16 protein-coding genes are annotated in these 17,505 nt (G+C 37.4%); 5 read left to right on the forward strand and 11 right to left on the reverse strand.

Features of this window, described 5'->3' with window-relative positions; all coding sequences use genetic code 11:
* Positions 1-147: 147 nt before the first annotated feature.
* On the reverse strand, positions 148-3,405 hold the full coding sequence (locus PPBDW_RS09620; protein ID WP_036795122.1) for a M66 family metalloprotease: 3,258 nt from the start codon (positions 3,403-3,405) through the stop codon (positions 148-150).
* 167 nt (positions 3,406-3,572) lie between these two features.
* Positions 3,573-4,634, reverse strand: coding sequence for an FAD:protein FMN transferase (locus PPBDW_RS09625; RefSeq protein ID WP_036795124.1), 1,062 nt, complete (start codon positions 4,632-4,634; stop codon positions 3,573-3,575).
* 252 nt (positions 4,635-4,886) lie between these two features.
* Between PPBDW_RS09625 and PPBDW_RS09630 the strand changes: the two genes are divergently transcribed.
* Positions 4,887-6,464 carry an alkaline phosphatase gene (locus tag PPBDW_RS09630; protein WP_036795126.1) on the forward strand — a complete coding sequence of 526 codons (1,578 nt, stop codon included), beginning with the start codon at positions 4,887-4,889 and terminating at the stop codon, positions 6,462-6,464.
* A 191-nt stretch (positions 6,465-6,655) separates the two neighbouring features.
* Positions 6,656-7,237, forward strand: coding sequence for a hypothetical protein (locus PPBDW_RS09635; protein WP_036795127.1), 582 nt, complete (start codon positions 6,656-6,658; stop codon positions 7,235-7,237).
* A gap of 76 nt (positions 7,238-7,313) precedes the next feature.
* On the opposite strand, the gene PPBDW_RS09640 is transcribed toward PPBDW_RS09635, so the two are convergent.
* Genes PPBDW_RS09640 through PPBDW_RS22805 form a run of 5 tightly spaced genes read right to left on the reverse strand, consistent with a single transcriptional unit; the run spans position 7,314 to position 10,998 of the window.
* Positions 7,314-8,444, reverse strand: a complete 1,131-nt coding sequence (locus tag PPBDW_RS09640; RefSeq protein WP_237043485.1) for an ABC transporter permease — start codon at positions 8,442-8,444, stop codon at positions 7,314-7,316.
* Positions 8,420-9,346 (reverse strand): ABC transporter ATP-binding protein, encoded by a 927-nt coding sequence (locus PPBDW_RS09645; RefSeq protein WP_036795129.1) that lies wholly within the window; start codon positions 9,344-9,346, stop codon positions 8,420-8,422. The genes PPBDW_RS09640 and PPBDW_RS09645 overlap by 25 nt, the downstream gene beginning before the upstream one ends.
* A complete protein-coding gene (locus tag PPBDW_RS09650; RefSeq protein ID WP_036795131.1) occupies positions 9,336-10,301 on the reverse strand; it encodes an HlyD family secretion protein in 966 nt (321 codons plus the stop codon). The genes PPBDW_RS09645 and PPBDW_RS09650 overlap by 11 nt, the downstream gene beginning before the upstream one ends.
* Positions 10,302-10,347: 46 nt before the next feature.
* Positions 10,348-10,839: a TetR/AcrR family transcriptional regulator gene (locus PPBDW_RS09655; protein ID WP_243423021.1), complete on the reverse strand. Its 492-nt coding sequence runs from the start codon at positions 10,837-10,839 to the stop codon at positions 10,348-10,350.
* A gap of 15 nt (positions 10,840-10,854) precedes the next feature.
* On the reverse strand, positions 10,855-10,998 hold the full coding sequence (locus PPBDW_RS22805) for a hypothetical protein (protein ID WP_243423009.1): 144 nt from the start codon (positions 10,996-10,998) through the stop codon (positions 10,855-10,857).
* 425 nt (positions 10,999-11,423) lie between these two features.
* On the opposite strand from PPBDW_RS22805, the gene PPBDW_RS09660 reads away from it, so the two are divergent.
* Positions 11,424-12,824 (forward strand): APC family permease, encoded by a 1,401-nt coding sequence (locus tag PPBDW_RS09660; RefSeq protein ID WP_036795133.1) that lies wholly within the window; start codon positions 11,424-11,426, stop codon positions 12,822-12,824.
* A 79-nt stretch (positions 12,825-12,903) separates the two neighbouring features.
* On the opposite strand, the gene PPBDW_RS09665 is transcribed toward PPBDW_RS09660, so the two are convergent.
* The 3 genes from PPBDW_RS09665 to PPBDW_RS09675 all read right to left on the reverse strand — a co-directional run bounded on the left by PPBDW_RS09665 (position 12,904) and on the right by PPBDW_RS09675 (position 15,391).
* The gene (locus PPBDW_RS09665) at positions 12,904-13,569 is read right to left on the reverse strand and encodes a helix-turn-helix transcriptional regulator (protein WP_036795138.1); all 666 of its coding nucleotides are present in this window, start codon (positions 13,567-13,569) and stop codon (positions 12,904-12,906) included.
* Positions 13,570-13,668: 99 nt separating this feature from the next.
* On the reverse strand, positions 13,669-14,958 hold the full coding sequence (locus PPBDW_RS09670) for an L-cysteine desulfidase family protein (protein WP_036795139.1): 1,290 nt from the start codon (positions 14,956-14,958) through the stop codon (positions 13,669-13,671).
* A 52-nt stretch (positions 14,959-15,010) separates the two neighbouring features.
* Positions 15,011-15,391 (reverse strand): Rid family detoxifying hydrolase, encoded by a 381-nt coding sequence (locus PPBDW_RS09675; RefSeq protein WP_036795140.1) that lies wholly within the window; start codon positions 15,389-15,391, stop codon positions 15,011-15,013.
* A 326-nt stretch (positions 15,392-15,717) separates the two neighbouring features.
* On the opposite strand from PPBDW_RS09675, the gene PPBDW_RS09680 reads away from it, so the two are divergent.
* Together PPBDW_RS09680 and PPBDW_RS09685 are read left to right on the forward strand one after the other, a co-directional pair.
* Positions 15,718-16,506 (forward strand): AzlC family ABC transporter permease, encoded by a 789-nt coding sequence (locus PPBDW_RS09680; RefSeq protein ID WP_036795141.1) that lies wholly within the window; start codon positions 15,718-15,720, stop codon positions 16,504-16,506.
* Between the two features lie 14 nt (positions 16,507-16,520).
* Positions 16,521-16,901 carry an AzlD domain-containing protein gene (locus PPBDW_RS09685; protein WP_036795142.1) on the forward strand — a complete coding sequence of 127 codons (381 nt, stop codon included), beginning with the start codon at positions 16,521-16,523 and terminating at the stop codon, positions 16,899-16,901.
* A 139-nt stretch (positions 16,902-17,040) separates the two neighbouring features.
* On the opposite strand, the gene PPBDW_RS09690 is transcribed toward PPBDW_RS09685, so the two are convergent.
* The gene (locus tag PPBDW_RS09690; RefSeq protein ID WP_036795147.1) at positions 17,041-17,436 is read right to left on the reverse strand and encodes a YgiW/YdeI family stress tolerance OB fold protein; all 396 of its coding nucleotides are present in this window, start codon (positions 17,434-17,436) and stop codon (positions 17,041-17,043) included.
* Between the last annotated feature and the right edge of the window lie 69 nt (positions 17,437-17,505).

Consider the following 17,505-nt stretch of genomic DNA (forward strand, 5'->3'; position numbering starts at 1 on the left):
TTAAAATACTGTCAATATATAAAAGCTATTTATACCTACCATAACAAATACCTGCCTTGTGAATATATTTGCTTATCGTAAAAATGTCATAAAAAAAGCGGTGATTACTCACCGCTTCCGCTCATTGACTAAAAAACATTTAATCGGTTATAGCTGAATCCAAGCTTCTGACCAATAGTAACTATCGCCAGGTGCATAAGCTGAGTTATTACACCATCCTGTTGCTGGCCATGGCTTACATTGATAAATATTGCCATCAATTGCAGTTACTTTATCCCCTGCTTTATAATTTCCATTGGCTTGATAAGCTGGATACTCTCCCTCAACTGGCGGTGTGATCTCTGGTTTTGGAATAGAACAACCACTATCTGCAATTTGCTTCCAAACTCCCCATTCGCCAGTAGTACTTGGTTCTTCGGCTTGGGTCCACCAGCCTGCTTGCCATAACGCACCTTTATGCGATACCTGATCACCAGCAACATAAGTGGCCGTTGCTAACCATAGATTGTCACATACTGGTTCACCTTCAACGGTTACCGTACGTGTCGCAGTTACAATATGACTCGCACTATCCACTATCTGGTAAGTCAATACATAACTACCCGCAATATCTGTATTTACGCTACCTGCAATTTGAATATTAGCCGTTAAATCACCATCTTCAGCATCCATAGCCTGCACACCGATACGCGGATCAAACACTTCACCTAAACTAATCGTACTATCACTAATACCCGAAAAAATCGGTTTTTCACTAAACACTTCAACTTGTCTAACCGTAACCGTTTCTGATGCTGCACTATCATAAGCTTTATAAGTTAATGAGTAGTAGCCTGCAGTAGTATTATCAACAGCACCATCAACGACAATTGAGGCACTTACATCACCATCGTAATCATCAATAGCCGACACACCAGCCATTACATCAAAATGCTGACCTTGCTGAATCACTACATCAGTTACACCATAAATAGTCGGCGCTTCCCCTGCTTCCGTCGTTGTAATCTGAGCCTTTAAAGTGACACTAGCAGGCTCGATCGTTAAACTATCAAGTTGTTCATTACCACAACGTACTTGCGCTTGATAAGGTTGTAAGGCCGTTTCAATATTAATATGGAAACGATTCATCATTCCTGCTTGTAAACGGCGATTATGTAGATTAAAAGTTTTGGTACCACCATTACGAGTAAACACATCTAATTGACACGAAGAGTCTGTAAAACCATCAGCATATACAGAGCCATAAGCACCATGTAAGGCAGGATAAATATAGCTTGGAAGCGTCTTATCAGGATCGTAATAACCGACCAGTGTTGTTACAGGAATGCCTTGCTTATAAGGTGTTAACTCAATTGATTTATTTAAAATATCGCTATCAACACTTTGCCACTGGCCATTAATAAACTTAAACGCATATTTATTGCTATGATTTAACGCTATTGTCGTTTGATTATAATGAATATACGCAGTCCAACCTGCCCATGATTCAAAGCTAATTATTTTACCTTCTAGACTATCATCGGTTGGTAAATAAAAATCACGCGCCCAATAACCATTACCAAGACCAAGTTTAACTGCATCCGCTTGTGCGAGTAACGTCTGGAATTTATCACTCTGTTCACCAAATTGATTTAGGCTGTCGTTATCACTTACGTACTTAATAACAAAGGCTAAATCATCAGCAGCACTATTTGTCCATGGCTGCATTTGCTGTAGCTCGTGGTTCCATTTACTGAAACCTGTTGGCGATAAAGCATCAAAATTGGCTTTATTTTCTAGGAAATCTTGGAAAATACTTAATTCATAAGGAGTATGAAGTGTGTAGGCATTATATTTTGCATGTTGTGGCCAACCACCAGACATAGTACCAAACCCGAAACTATGACCGGCAAATGGCTGAGCACATTCACCCTCATAACATGATGTTTGGTTATTAATCCCTTTACTAAAGTTAGGAATAAAGAGATTTTTATGAACATCCCATCCCCAAGTTGAGTTTTTATTTATTGAGCTATTATGGACAGCGCCTTTAAAGCCACCAGGGTAATGATTACCGACACCAAACTCATGACCGACTTCGTGACTAAATTCATTCCCTGTTGAACTAACAACAGAAGCAACACCGCGATAAGACCCCAATAAACCGTGGTTAATCACACCACTACTATAATTACCACGAGAGTTATTTACAGTAACTTGTGCTGCATGATAAACCGCATCAATATTCCACTGACTTTGTGGTCTAACACTAGAAGAGTTAACGCCATAGTTCGCACTATTAATACCAGAAGAAATTAATTCACGTGCAATACGATAATGCGAGTCACTGCCATAAGCATCAGCTGTACTTGGATCGACATCCACTAACAAACGACCATCAGGTAGCATGATTTCTGTTAGGTGAACAGCTTGATAAGGGTTAACTGTCAGCTTACTAATTTGAGTATTTTGAAAATATTGGCGCTGAAGTTCATGATCTTTAATAAAGACAAACTCATCTCTTGGTGGTGTTAATAGACCAATATCGACTGCATTTAAAATTAAATGCGTATACGCACCAACGCTAATTTCATTGACTAGTCCTTCTTTACCACTTTCACTCACAAATGATAATTGTAATTCGGGTAACACGGCTTCTGCGGGTAAAATAGCTGAATAAGCTTTGTCACTATAAGCGATACGGTTAATATCCTGATCTGCTTTTGCATACCAAATACCATCTATATTTTTATAAGTTAGCTCATTACCATTACTAATAGTATCAGTACCTTGAGAGTACGTAATCGTAGAGTTATAACCCGCCCAAGAGGTAAAGGTTACCGTTTTATTATTAAAAGCAGGATCATCGGCTAAAATAAAGTGTTGCGCCCAACTGCCATCACTCGTCGTTACATTAATGGCATCATGCTCAAGCAATAATGCTTTAAAGGCTGCTTTACCTTGTTCACCTTGAATGGTGTGTAGTGGTCCATTACCAGAAACAGTATGAGAAAATATGTCAGGTTTGGTAATGTTTAATTGCTGATCTATCTGACCGACAATCTTTGGTAAGTTCTGTGGTAATTGCATTAATGCTTGATGAACCACTTCCCCATGCGCATTTTTCGCAATTAGCGTAATAGCTTCGCCACTGATAATCTCGCCAATACTTGGCTCAAACAATACCAATGCTTTTCGTAATGAGACTAAATGTGGTTGGCGATCATCTGCAATTTTATTCACAGATTGCATGATCACACTTTGTGCGATGCTAACATTACCAGGTAAAGTACCTTGGGTATCAGACGGTAACTCTTTCTGATTAAAATAGATTTTACCTGTCGCAACCTCATTTGCGATGGTGGTATTACCGTAAACTGACATCATCAGCACCGGGAAAATACTCGCTAAATATTTTACTTTCATTATTGCTACACTTAGTTATATATAATTTAAAATAATATAATCTATAAGCATTAATCATATGAAAGCATTAATTAACTTACATTGTAACTAAATGTAATTATGGGGCTGGTAGCTATAAGCAGAATATACCTCGCCATAATTATAACGAGGTATTAATAACTGCCTAACTAGCTTAGAGTGATACGTTTATTACTCTTGAGAGCATTACTTTCAGAACTTTTAAATGTCTTGCCTTCACTTTGAATAAAATAAACTGACAAATCTTGCTCGTTGGCAACAACTTTACCTTCTACTGGACCTAAACATAACATTGAGGTTGCCCAAGCATCGCTAACAATAGGGTTATGACCAAAGACAGAGGCTGAAACTAAATTATGGGTTACCGGTGCACCAGTTCTAGTATCTAAAATATGAGAATAGTCTTTTTTACCATCCTTAAAATTATGGTGATAAGTACCCGATGTATTCAATGAAACACCATCTTCTGCATTGATATTAACGATAGTATAAGGTCGAATCCCATCTTTTAACGCTATCGGTTGTTCGATAGCTACCCGCCACTTTTGACCTTCAAGTTTGCGGCCTTTAATTTTCATATCACCGCCAAACTCAACCAAATAATTATTAACGCCATCAGCTTCTAAAATTTTACTTAACTGACTGATCGCATAACCTTCTCCCATTGATGATAAATCAATCTGTAACTGAGGAATGGTTTTTCTAATTCGTAAGTTCACTGGATCAATTTCAATCTTATCAATACCAATATCTTTTTTAATCGCCGCAATTTGCTCTGCTGACGGTACATTTAGGGTCTCGCCTTGGAATCCCCACAATTTATACAATGGCTGAATCGTTGGATCGTAGCAACCGTGGCTATCTTTATTTAACTTTTTCGCTAACGACAACATATAAATAAAATCTTTAGAAGCTGGTTGCCATTGCGTCGACATACTGTGATTAAACTTAGAAATATAAGAATCATTACGATAGGTTGAATATTCTTTATCAATCGCTGCTAGCTTTTTGTTAAATTGTTCAGTGACCTTCGCAACAGGTACATCCTGTTTTGACCAATATGTCACATGATAACTAGTGCCTTCAGCAAAACCGGTGATCTTTTGTAGTTTTGGCGCTTGACTACAGCCAGACAACATAACAATGGCAGATAATGACAACGCGGCAACATAGCTTCGCTTTGACAACAACTTTGGCGAATGGGTGAACATAAAACGACCTTACCTATCTAAATAATGGCCGAAGTCTAACAATAGCGCTGACAGATCGCTAGACCATAAACAAATAACATCACCCCATTAGATTCCAATTAAGAATGAAGTTCATCTGCAATACCAACGCATCAATAATCGATAACTTAAATAGTTCTTCAAACTATCTTTTTTTCGCAGTAAAAATGCCATATTTTTGTCATCAACCACTGTTGTAATTGCTAAAAATTACTCGCACAACAAGGGTTAAATGTGACTACATTAATTAAATCTCTAGCAGCAATCGTTATTTCAGCAACCATTTCATCAACTGCGCACTCGACTGAAATTAAGAATATTATTTTAATGATTGGTGACGGTATGGGGCCTCAGCAAGTTGGATTATTAGAAAACTATGCCGATCTTGCTCCACATTCAATTTATAATGGTCAAAAAACTGCATTATACAAATTGGCACAACAAGGTGTCATCGGTGCATCACTCACCCACCCAAGTGATGCCATTGTGGTTGACTCAGCTTGTTCTGCAACGATGTTAGCGACAGGAGTAATTACTGCATCTGAAGTCATTGGTATTGATGCCAATGGTAATAGCCTGGAAACTGTTTTAGAAAAAGCCAAACGAATGGGGAAAGCGACAGGGCTCGTTTCTGATACCCGTATGACTCATGCAACACCCGCAGCTTTTGCATCTCATCAACCTCATCGTTCGCTAGAAAATGAAATTGCCTCAGATTTATTAGCCACAAACGTTGATGTAATGTTATCTGGTGGTCTGCGACATTGGATTCCACAATCTGCAAATACATCAACTGAAATATCTAAACAGCTACCTTTATTATCAGCAACAAACATTTCTTTAAAATCGAAGCGAAAAGATGAACGTAATTTATTATTAGAAGCTCAACAACAAGGCTATACATTAGCGTTTAATAAAGACATGTTACAACAATCACAAACGAATAAGTTATTAGGTTTATTTGCAAACTCAGGTATGAATGATGGCATTGAAAACAGTGCAACCCTCAATGATCCTCAACGCACCCAGCCAACATTGAAAGAAATGACCGACAAGGCCCTTAATATTCTATCAAAAGATAAAGATGGCTTTTTCTTAATGGTTGAAGGTGGACAAATTGATTGGGCTGGGCACAGTAATGATGCTGGCACTATGCTCCATGAGATGATTAAATTTGATCAAGCAGTTGAATCTGTCTATCAATGGGCACAAGGCCGTAATGATACATTAATCATAGTTACAGCAGACCATGAAACAGGCTCATTCGGCTTCAGTTATTCTGGTTATCAATTACCACAGCCGCAAAAACGCAGTGGTGAAGCATTTAAAAACCAAGATTATGCGCCTAACTTTAATTTTGGAGCATTTACTATTTTAGATGACCTTTATAAGCAAAAAATGAGTTATGCCAATATGCTAGCAGCATTAAATAAGCTAAATAAAGATCAGCAAACACCGCAAAATTTAGCAAACATCATTAATAATAATAGCGAATTTCCAATTACAGAAGCACAAGCTAGCGCAATATTAACCGATAAAGTGAATCCTTATCATAAAGATAATCACAGCTATCTATCTGCCACTGATATTCCTGCTGTGCACGATTTTGATGCCTTTTTTCCTTATAACGATCGTGCCAACCTGATTGCACGAGCACAAGCAACCCAACAAAATATTGTATGGGGAACAGGAACTCACACTCATACTCCAGTCAATGTATTTGCATGGGGGCCAGCAGCGACTATTTTACCGGTTTCTAAAATTATGCATCACTCACAACTCGGTGAATTCATTAAAAACCAAGTAAAGTGATTTTGACTATATATTAACCAACCTCGGTGGATTAACTCTCTGTTTCTACCGCCGAGGTAAATCGCAATAACTGCAAAAAACTATTACTATGCGCAATATCACACTAATGATTTAACTCAAACCTAATTTCATTGCTGCATTGTCTCCAGCTCCTTATGATTGCAGCACTTTCCTTTTTAGTCTTTATATTAATGAAAACAATACTTTCTTTAACATCTGTTGCTGTCTCTCTTACTTTTTCTTCTCTTTCATTTGCAAATACACCCGTCGAATTTCAAAAAATACCAGAGATTATGAGCCAATTCGAACACGCTCAATCATTTGTTAAAAAAGGTATTACCTTAGGACGATTAGCACAAAAAAAAGAACTACAGACACCTTTTCCAACCTATATCTCTGATGGCAAAGGAAGCTATATTTTAGAAACACAAAATATAATTACTGATGATATCGTTATTGCGAGTATGCCCAAGCCAATTATTGATAACGTTTATAATCAATGGCTAGTACCTAAAAAAAGCTGGCTCAAAACCTATGGAGCATTGCCACAATCAACAGAATTCAAACCATTTAATCGAATTAAAAGCATCAAAGCCATTAAAATTACCGAAGAAATGCTGACACTGCTCGGCAGTAAGGATGGTAAATCGGCGACGATTAAAGTGAGTTGGAATACAAACGGTATGAAAGTCTACAAAGATGGTTACCTTGCTAATTATGAATATGGCATAGCTCCGCAAGAAATGGCCAAGAGTTACCAGTTAGTAAAGTAATTCAATAATTAATTTTATATTGAAAGTCGTAAACCTATATTAACCTTAATTCAAGTTACTGTAGGTTTACTAAGTATTAATCCAACGTTTTCTTAAATCGTATCGAGGCGACGATTAGCCCTACGATTGTGAATATAATTAACCATAACGTATCACGCCACAGATCCACTAAATCGGCACCTCGCAGCACTATGCCACGAATAATACGTATAAAGTGGGTTGTTGGTAATACTTCGGCAATCCATTGTGCAATAACAGGCATACCTTCATAGGGGAACATAAACCCTGACAGCAAAATTGACGGTAATAAAATAAAAATAGTCATCTGCATCGCTTGTAACTGTGTCGTTGCTTTAGTCGAAATAACTAAACCCAGCGTTAAGCTAGCAAGAATAAACAATAATGTTCCAAGAAATATTTGTCCTAATGAGCCATTAATTGGCACATCAAAAATAATGTATCCCAATCCTAAAATAATAATTGATTGAATAATGCCAATAAAAATATACGGCGTAATTTTAGCTAGCATTAACTCTAAAGGCTGAATTGGCGTCGTGATCAGTAGTTCTAAATTTCCTTGCTCGCGTTCACGTACAATAGCAACCGAGGTAAATAAAATCATTGTCATCGTCAGTATCACCCCAAGTAGTCCAGGAATAATATTGATTGCTGAACGACGTTCAGGGTTAAAATACAGCGTCACCTCAAAATTATCTGGTTGTACTTTTCGTTGTGGTAGCACCGCTGTTAATGGCATTTTTTGTAATTGCATGATGGTAGAACTGATCAATGCATCTGATCCATCAACAAGCCATTGTCCTAATGGCTGTTGCTTTGCTATTCGTCGTTGAAAATCAGGCGGGAGCACTAATACCGCTTTCACTTTACCATCCATTATCGCTTGTTGGCCTTGCTGAGGAGTTGCATAACTCGCGATAACATCAACTACCTGTGTCGCTTTAATGGACTCTACTAGCATACGCCCAGTCGCAGAATGACTCTGATCAACTATCGCAGTAGGAACATTTCGCACATTAGTATTGATAGCGTAACCAAATAGTAACAATTGAATTAATGGGATCATTACGATCATACCGAAAGTAATACGATCCCGACTGAGCTGACGTAACTCTTTAATAACAATTGCATTGATCCGCAACAAGCTAAGCCATAAGCGAGTGATCATTGTCGCCTCTCCCCTGTACATGTTACAAAAACATCCTCAAGACTGGGGCGACTTATACTTATTACTGATTGGCTTAAGGACGGTATTTTTACTTTTAGCCAACCAATAGGATCATCAATTTCTTTTGACACTAATACGCGTAACCTTACTCCAAGTTGAGCAGCAGATCGTACTGGAGGAAGCTGTATAATTTGAGCTTTAAGTTGCCGTAATTGCTCAGCTTCTATTTCAACAACCGTGACAGCCATTGCAGCCATAAGTTTGTTTGGAGTACCGTTAGCGCGCACGACACCCGCTTCCATAATGGCTAACCCATGACAACGTTCCGCTTCATCCATATAATGAGTTGTTACTAAAATAGTGGTACCTTGATCGGAAAGATCAAATAGTTGTTCCCAAAAATCACGTCTATTTTCAGGATCAACAGCAGATGTTGGTTCATCAAGTAACAATAAATCAGGGCGATGTATCGTTGCTGCAGCTAAAGCCAGCCGCTGTCGTTGACCACCACTTAATTCAGAAGCGCGTCGTTTAGCCCGCAGATCGAGTCCATAAGTAATTAATTGCTGCTGAACCCGTTGTTGACGTTGTACTTTTGGCATACCAAAGATCTGTCCCATAAATTCAAGGTTTTCTTGAATTGTCAGATCTTGATACAACGAAAATTTTTGAGTCATGTAACCAATACGTAGCCGCAATTGCTCTGCTTGACGAGGAATATCGAGTCCAAGCACATTCACTGTTCCAAAGGTTGGGGTTAATAATCCCGTTAACATTCTCAGTGTGGTGGATTTGCCGCAGCCATTAGGTCCTAAGAAACCATATATCGTTCCTTTAGGTACGACTAAATTAAGATTATCAACCGCTACAAAATCCCCAAACTTACGGGTTAAATTAGTCGCAATAATCGCATTACCGCTCATGTGGCATCTCCACTTGTACAGGAATACCAGCAGGCAACTCACGCCCACTGTCAGGGAAATCCACTTTTGCTAAATACACTAAACGTGCTTTATCACTACCATTGAGGGTGTAATAGGGCGTGAAAGAAGGCACTGTTGCTATCCAACGAACTATGCCTTGATAAGGTTTATGAATTCCGTCTACATGTATCGTTAATATGCTGCCTGCTTTTATATTTACACGATAAGGTTCAGGCACATAAATACGCGCATAAGGCGTTGTGTTAGTCGTAATAACAGCAACCGTTGTATTAAGCATGACACGATCACCAATATGATACGGAAGACTTTCAACAATACCGTTGCGGGTTGCGACTATTGTGTAATCTTGCAAAATTTGTTTTTGTAGGGTTACATCAGTAATTGCAGCCACTAAAGCTGCTTGCGCTTGTTTAATATCTTCAATACGCTCACCACTGACTATTTTTTTCAACCCATTAATCGCGGTTTGAAGTTCAGATTGAGCAATATCTCGCAGTGTCTGTGCTCTATCTCGCTCAGCAGTTGAAACCATTTTCTTTGCAAACAGCTGCTTTATACGCTGATTATCAAGATTTTTATCGGTAAAATTAGCCTGATATTGTTCAACTTCCGCTTGTGCGGCTGCAATATCTTCAGGGCGAGCACCATTGGTTAAACGAAGTAAATAAGCTTGTGCTTGTTGTTGTACAGCCTGAGCTTTAGCCACTCGTGTTTGTTGCTGTTGTGATTGCAACGTTAACACTACCTCGCCCTTTTTAATGGTGCTACCTTCAGTCATCGGCTGACTAGTAATAATTTCATTTGCTGTCGCAGTGAGTGCAATTTGATCACGCTCAATCGTTCCTAGTGCTAATGTTCCACGTTGATCGTTACAGCCAGATAAAACGAGTAATAAAGAAATATAAATACAATAATGGAAAAATAAGCATTTCATAATCAACTCCATTGACCAAATAATGTCCGTTTAAATACCATTATTATTACTCTTCTCTTGGCAATAATAGTCCACCAGCAATAACTTTAAGGTTATGTTCAAGTAAGCGTATAAAAAAATCTTCATTTACATCAACACCATGAATATTAAGCATGGTTGGTGGTGCAATAAAGGGAAATACCATTAAACTAATAAAAGAAACCTTACATAAACAAGGATCTAAATCAGGACACATAACTCCTTGCAAGGCGAGTCGCTCAAAAATTCTACGCTGTAAAGGCGGAGTTATTTCAGTAAATATCTTTTCCATTAATTGACGCTGCTTATTTGTACTAGGCAAATACATTAATTGAAAGATAAGTCGTGGAAAGGCAGGATTTACAGTCATAACACGATAATACGTCCGCATTAAATCAAATAAGCTATCAGAATTTTTGTCTACCATTGATTGTTGTATCAAATCTTGGATGGGTGCTAATGTTTCCCTAACCATAGTTTCAAACAAACCATCTTTAGAGTTAAAATAATAACGAATCATCGCCACATTTATCCCTTATTTTTGAGCGATCATACGCGTTGAAACTTTATCGTAAGCCATCGCTGAAAATAACTCTCGAGCATGATAGATTAATAGTTGTCGAGCATTAATATCAATATTGGGTCGTCCGCTACTACGTTTATCTACTACTATGCTCATCCATAACCTCTATAATTAATCATTTGTTTAATTATACAATCCAAGTTGGTTGTTTTATAAACAAATAATTAATCAAATAATCTTAAACTGATTAATTAATCATTTTAAAAATGGTGCTTCATCAATATGAAACATCAATTATAATGATTTATATATTATTTAAAGTCACAAAACCCATAACTAAATAGTCTTATAATTCCTTAGCTTATAGCGCTAACATAGTCATGTTGGATAAAATGTATAATAAATATACTTATCATTTACTATACTGAATCCTTATTACCATTTTTGATAATCAATATGTCATTTTTGCCTATATACCCATATAGGCTACAAACTCTAAAATGCTGCTCTTTTTTATTTTTAAACACCGCATTGCTTGCTGTTTTACAACACATTTTGCGGACTTAACCTGAGGGCCTTTAATGGGCGATATCGCAAAATCTGCTGCAAAACTAAGCGTTTTCTCGATAATTATGATCACGATAACCTCGGTGGATAGTATCCGTAATTTACCGGGAGCAGCACTCTTTGGCAGCCATGCTATTTCTTTTTTTATGCTTGCGGGATTATGCTTCTTTGTACCGACAGCATTAGTTTGTGCCGAAATGAGCACAACTTATCCTAAACAAGGTGGGGTCTACCTTTGGGGTAAAGAAACATTAGGTCATAACTTTGGTTTTGTGACAGTGTGGTATCAGTACGCTGAAAATATTGTCTATTATCCACCACTAATATCATTTATTGTTGCCACTGGTACCTATCCATTTTTCCCTCATTTAGCAGAAAATAATATTTTCATGTTAGTGATGATTAATGTCATCTTTTGGGCACTAACTTTAGTTAATATTTTTGGTCTACGCCTATCATCACTGATCACAAATGTCTTTGGGATGATTGGTCTTATTTTCCCTATTTTGCTAATCATTGCATTAGGTGGCTATTGGACGTATACCAACCCAGAAGCATCACATATCTCATTACGCCATGTTTCAGATTGGCTGCCTGACTTTTCGCAAAGCGGTATCGGTGCTAGTTTTACCGCCGTTGTTTTATCATTAACCGGTATTGAAATCACAACAGCTTATGCCAATGAAGTTAAGAACCCGCAAAAAGCCTACCCTAAGGCATTATTAGTTTCGACAATAATGATTTTAGTGTCGCTAACGGCTTGTTCATTATCTATCGCAGCTGTTGTTTCGCATAATAATTCAAGTTTAAGTGAAGGTATTATTCTGGCATTTAAAACCTTCTTTGAAGATATGAATTTGCCATTCTTACTACCTGTGATTGCACTTGCGATTGTGTTTGGTAGCCTTGCTAGTTTGAACAATTGGATTATTGCTCCAACTAAAAGTTTACACGTCGCTGCTAAAGATAAGTTTATGCCTATGCGCTTATCTAAAGAAAATCATAATAAAGCGCCAGTACCACTATTGTTACTACAAGGGGCTATCGTTAGCTTACTATCACTAGTCTTTGTATTAGTACCTAACGTCAATCAAGGTATGTGGCTACTAAATATTCTGATGACTCAACTCTACATGGTCATGTACATTTGTATTTTCATCAGTTTCTTAGCATCACGTCGCAAGCACAAGCATATACATCGCCCTTTCCGTGTCCCTGGTGGAAAATACGGAATGATAGTGGCTTCGACACTAGGCCTAATCAGCTGTTTCGTCACTATTTTTGTTTCTTTTGATGTGCCTTCAAGCATTAATAAAAGTACCGCCGCAATTGCACTAATTTCAGGGTTTATTATTTTTAGCCTACCCGCTATTGCCGCTATTATTTATCGAAATAAACAACTTAAATATGCCTAATCACTATTCTATAATGTGATGATATTAAAAAAGCCGTAGCATTATTTTAATGCTACGGCTTTTTGTGATAACCACCATATTAATGTAGTGCTTCATGATGGCGTAATTCACGTAAGTATCGATAAACAGTATGTATCGAAATATGTAAACCTTGAGCCGTGATCTGAGCACTGTCTTTTAAATCAAAAATACTGAGCTCATTTAAACGCGTAACAATCTCACGACTTTTCTTTGACGGTGGAATATCATCGTCATTCATCACTTGGTCGCGAATAGACTCAATAGCACTGTGCATCATTTCATCATTATTGCGGGCAAACGTTTCTGGTGTGAATCCATGATCATAATTAGGAGCAATATTAGGCAAGAGTGACTGAATCATTGATTGAAAAGGTGCGTCTAAATTAGTATTTACACATAGCATGCCAATAGGATGTTGTTGATGATTACGAATAATAGTCGTAATAGAATGTAATGTTTTACCATCTGGGCATTTGGTGATATAAGCATCTGAGATATCTTTACCTTCATTAAGCTTAATCAAAGCAAGATTCGTAATGGGGGCACCTACTTCACGCCCTGTAATATGACCATTAGCAATTTTCATTATTGATGGATTACGAATATCTAAGCTGTGAAGTAGAACTTCAGTATGTTCACCTCGCATTGCGGCAATCCCATCAACAATATTTTCAATGGCCTGCAAAATATGATAATCGCTTGAAGTTAATTTCCTTAATAACATTCATAAGCCTCTTAGTTAAATTATAGATACAAAAAAACCGCCCTCTGACATTATCCACTTTCATGAATTGATATCAGTTAGGCGGTTAAGTCGCTGTAATTAAGCTGACATAATATTAATGATCGTTCTATCCGTATCTACCATGCCTTCAGTTACCATTCGACCCACGTTACGAATCGTTGTTTCAACGTCATTTGCAATAATACCTTGAGCATGAGCTTCATGGTTATCAATCGCCATCAGTGAACTCATAACAGCAGAACTCGTTGAACTTTTTACTTTCATCGCACACGTTGACTTAGCACCATCACAGAACATACCAGTGGTGTCACTAAGTGTATTTTGGATAGCAAAACAAATTTGCTCAAATGAGCCACCTTGTAGGTAAGTCATCGCCATTGATGCTGCCGAACTAGTAACTGCACAGCCGCAGAATGGTGATAGCGGTGGGTAGAAAGATTTCATGTAAATTGCACCTAAGTGACTCATAATCAGCGCTCGGGCTAACTGCTCATCACTTGCTTCGCACTGTTCAGCAAACACAATTACAGGCATAGAAGCACAAATACCTTGGTTACCACTACCATAATTACTCATTGCTGGTAATTTAGCTCCTCCCATACGTGCATCAGATGCAGAAGCAGAGCGCATCACGGCGCGATTAGCTAGGCCATCGCCTAATAAACCATTTTCGATATTTTTTAGATAGGTACGGCCAACTTGCAGACCGTATTCATTCTCTAAACCTTCATTAGAAAGCGCGACAGTTAACTCACGAGCTTTTAGAATAAATTCAATATCTGAAAAATCGGCTTGCGTCGCAAATTCATAAATACCAGCAATAGAAATATCAATATCATCACATACAGAAGCCGTTGATTTTTGCTGCTGCTCACACCCATTTAATGTCGTTGTATCATACACAACTTCACCATTGAGGGTCTTTTTGATGATTTGCGTATGACCACCACTAATTTCAACAGTTGCAATGTTGCCGCCCGCTTTTGCTTCCGCATAACAGTAAATAAACTCTTCAACATCTTTACGGCCAGCATGAACCTTACCTGCATCAATAAGTTGCTGTGCTTTTTCTACATCTTCAGGAGTAATATCAACTAGAACTTCCAAACCACCGTCAGGATTACCACCAATTGCACCCACAGCAGAAGCAATTAACAAACCAATCTTACCTGTACCTGGAACAAACACACCCATTGAGTTCTTATACAAGTTGTCTGAAACTTGAACCGTTAATTCTTCAACTTCCTGACCAAGTAGTTGGGCAACGACTGCTGACGCATATGCTGCTGAGATAGGCTCAGTACAACCAAATGCTGGCTTAACTACAGTATTAATGATTTTTTTGTATTGCTTCCATTGTGTATTCATATTGATGACCCTTCTTGATGCTAATTATTTTAATTATTATTTTATGAGTAAATTACTTACGGTATGCAATTGCTTCAACTTCAACCAATGCACCCATTGGTAAATCTTTAACAGCAAAACAACTACGTGCCGGACATTCTGTTTTAAAGAACTCAGCATAAACCGTATTAAAAGCAGCAAAGTCCTCAATGTTTGCTAAGTAGCATGTAGTTTTAAGAACGGTGTCCATATCACCACCGCCAGCCTCAATGACTGAACGTAAGTTTTCCAGAGATTGACGAGATTGCTTAGCAATACCACCATCAACAATGCCACCTTTCTCTTTACATACAGGTAGTTGGCCTGATGTAAAAATCAAGTCACCAAATGTATTGCCATGAGAATAAGGACCGATTGCGTCAGGAGCTGTTTTTGATGTGATTACTTTTGACATGTTTTTTATCTCTTCCTAGCTAAAATTCAAATTTAGTTTAACCTTCAAATATAAATTTGTGCAACTTTATTTGCATTCATTATTGAGATCATAAATTTCAACTTTAAAATAATAGCATTAAGTTGTTATTAATCAGAGAGTAAGCGATATGTTTTTAATAAAGTAACTAAAAACAGTCAAATTGTGTCGTATATCCATCATAGCCTTAATTGCAAAAGTCATTTAAATCAAATATATTTGCACAAAACAAAATAGCAAAAAAATAGCGCAGACTTATTTTCTGCAATTATTTTTGAATTAGACACGATAATTAAAGTAGGCCGCTCATGAAGAAACAATTAATACAAGCAGGACTAAAAGCTATCTTTCCTCTCTGCGTGGGGGCGTTTCCTTTCTCCTTCATTGTTGGTGCGATAAGTATTAATGCCGGTATGTCTGTTCTACAAAGTACATTATGGTCATTAACTGTTTTTGCAGGTTCTGCACAAATGGTTGCGCTTGGCTTAGTACAATCATCAACAGAAATTATTGTTATTTTCGTCACCACCTTTGTTATTAATTTACGCCACATTCTTTATAGCGCCTCATTATCTGAATATGTAAAAGAATACAACATGCCAACACGGATGTTGATGTCATATGGTTTAACTGATGAAGTGTATGCAGCAACCATTGGCGAAATGAAATTAGAAAAGCCAGGGCGTAAATGGTTTTATTTAGCAGCAATGTTTGGTTTTTGGGTTAACTGGGTAGTCGCTGATTTCTGTGGTGCAATGATTGGTTCTTCATTCCCACACATTGCTGATTATGGTCTAGATTTTGCGATGGTCGCTGCCTTTATTGCGATTGTTATCCCACAAGTGAAAAAGCGCGAATGTATTGTCGCTGCTGTTATTGCAACTGTAACTGGTATTTTATTGTCAGGATTACCTTATTCTTTAGGTCTTGTTATTGCGGCAATCGTTGGTGTTTTCGCTGGCTATAAAATGGATATTTCAACAGAAAAAATGGAAGCTGAACTTAAAGCAGAAGCCAAAAAAGTAATCTTGCAAGAATTAGCTGATGAGCAGCAATACCAACAGACTCTTTCATCAACAACTACTATGAATAAATAATAAGGATCATAACCATGCATACTCACGCACATATTGCTTTAGATAATGATTATGTTCTTTATTTATCATTAGCGATGATTGCCGCGACTTTTATTATTCGTTTTGCTGTCATTGGTATGGCTGGTCGCTTTAATATGTCAGAGCGATTTAAGAAAACATTACGCTTTGTTCCTGTTACCGTTTTACCCGCGATTATTGCAGTTGAAATTTTAGGAAAAGGCTCTAACTTTGCTTTTAATCTTGAAAACCCTAAATTATTAGCGGCAATTGTTTGTACAATGATTAGTTTACGCTTTGGTCTTATTTGGGTTGTAATTGGTGGTTTGATTTCATTAATTTTATTCCAAACTTACCTTGATCCTATGATGCACTTTTTTCATCACCTTATGTGCTAAATAATATTACGGACTCTCTATAATAATAAATGTTCCACTCTCTCTTTTCCGAGCTTTACCGCTCGGTTTTTTTATTTTTATAAATACTAAAAAGCCTAGTCTGATAACAAACTAGGCTTAATTGATATATCAATGTATATTATTTTTGTGCTAAACGTACGTAATCAACATCAATTTTAGTATGGTTAAATTCTTTATCGATTTCACCTTGAATAGTGATTTTAGTTTGTGGTGTTACTTGAAGACCGAACCACTTGTCATGATCAATTTCAACCGTCATAGTGCCACTACCGTCAGTAAAGGTGTAATGCTCGCCACCCAGAGATGAAGTTAAGTAACCTGTTAATGTTACCGGTGTATCATCACTAAACATACCAGCTTCTACTGCACCTTTAACAGTATCAATACCATGCGTTGGACCAGAGAAACCTTGTTGCTGTGGTTGAGCCACTTGATTAATAACTTGGTTATTAGCAAATGCTGCCGTAGATGTCATTGCAGCTAGTAACGTAACAAGTAAAATTGACTTTTTCATTATTTAATCACTTCTTAATCTAAGATATGGGTAATATTAAATGTCTATTCAATAATGACATTTAATAGA

Source organism: Photobacterium kishitanii, from assembly GCF_000613045.3.
Taxonomy (GTDB): domain Bacteria; phylum Pseudomonadota; class Gammaproteobacteria; order Enterobacterales; family Vibrionaceae; genus Photobacterium; species Photobacterium kishitanii.

What these genes read in the sequence shown, in the direction of transcription:
- PPBDW_RS09620 (WP_036795122.1), bottom strand. Translation starts at nt 3,405, where the DNA reads ATGAAAGTAAAATATTTAGCGAGTATTTTCCCGGTGCTGATGATGTCA.
- PPBDW_RS09625 (WP_036795124.1), bottom strand. Translation starts at nt 4,634, where the DNA reads ATGTTCACCCATTCGCCAAAGTTGTTGTCAAAGCGAAGCTATGTTGCC.
- PPBDW_RS09635 (WP_036795127.1), top strand. Translation starts at nt 6,656, where the DNA reads ATGAAAACAATACTTTCTTTAACATCTGTTGCTGTCTCTCTTACTTTT.
- PPBDW_RS09640 (WP_237043485.1), bottom strand. Translation starts at nt 8,444, where the DNA reads ATGTACAGGGGAGAGGCGACAATGATCACTCGCTTATGGCTTAGCTTG.
- PPBDW_RS09645 (WP_036795129.1), bottom strand. Translation starts at nt 9,346, where the DNA reads ATGAGCGGTAATGCGATTATTGCGACTAATTTAACCCGTAAGTTTGGG.
- PPBDW_RS09650 (WP_036795131.1), bottom strand. Translation starts at nt 10,301, where the DNA reads ATGAAATGCTTATTTTTCCATTATTGTATTTATATTTCTTTATTACTC.
- PPBDW_RS09655 (WP_243423021.1), bottom strand. Translation starts at nt 10,839, where the DNA reads ATGATTCGTTATTATTTTAACTCTAAAGATGGTTTGTTTGAAACTATG.
- PPBDW_RS22805 (WP_243423009.1), bottom strand. Translation starts at nt 10,998, where the DNA reads ATGAGCATAGTAGTAGATAAACGTAGTAGCGGACGACCCAATATTGAT.
- PPBDW_RS09660 (WP_036795133.1), top strand. Translation starts at nt 11,424, where the DNA reads ATGGGCGATATCGCAAAATCTGCTGCAAAACTAAGCGTTTTCTCGATA.
- PPBDW_RS09665 (WP_036795138.1), bottom strand. Translation starts at nt 13,569, where the DNA reads ATGTTATTAAGGAAATTAACTTCAAGCGATTATCATATTTTGCAGGCC.
- PPBDW_RS09670 (WP_036795139.1), bottom strand. Translation starts at nt 14,958, where the DNA reads ATGAATACACAATGGAAGCAATACAAAAAAATCATTAATACTGTAGTT.
- PPBDW_RS09675 (WP_036795140.1), bottom strand. Translation starts at nt 15,391, where the DNA reads ATGTCAAAAGTAATCACATCAAAAACAGCTCCTGACGCAATCGGTCCT.
- PPBDW_RS09680 (WP_036795141.1), top strand. Translation starts at nt 15,718, where the DNA reads ATGAAGAAACAATTAATACAAGCAGGACTAAAAGCTATCTTTCCTCTC.
- PPBDW_RS09685 (WP_036795142.1), top strand. Translation starts at nt 16,521, where the DNA reads ATGCATACTCACGCACATATTGCTTTAGATAATGATTATGTTCTTTAT.
- PPBDW_RS09690 (WP_036795147.1), bottom strand. Translation starts at nt 17,436, where the DNA reads ATGAAAAAGTCAATTTTACTTGTTACGTTACTAGCTGCAATGACATCT.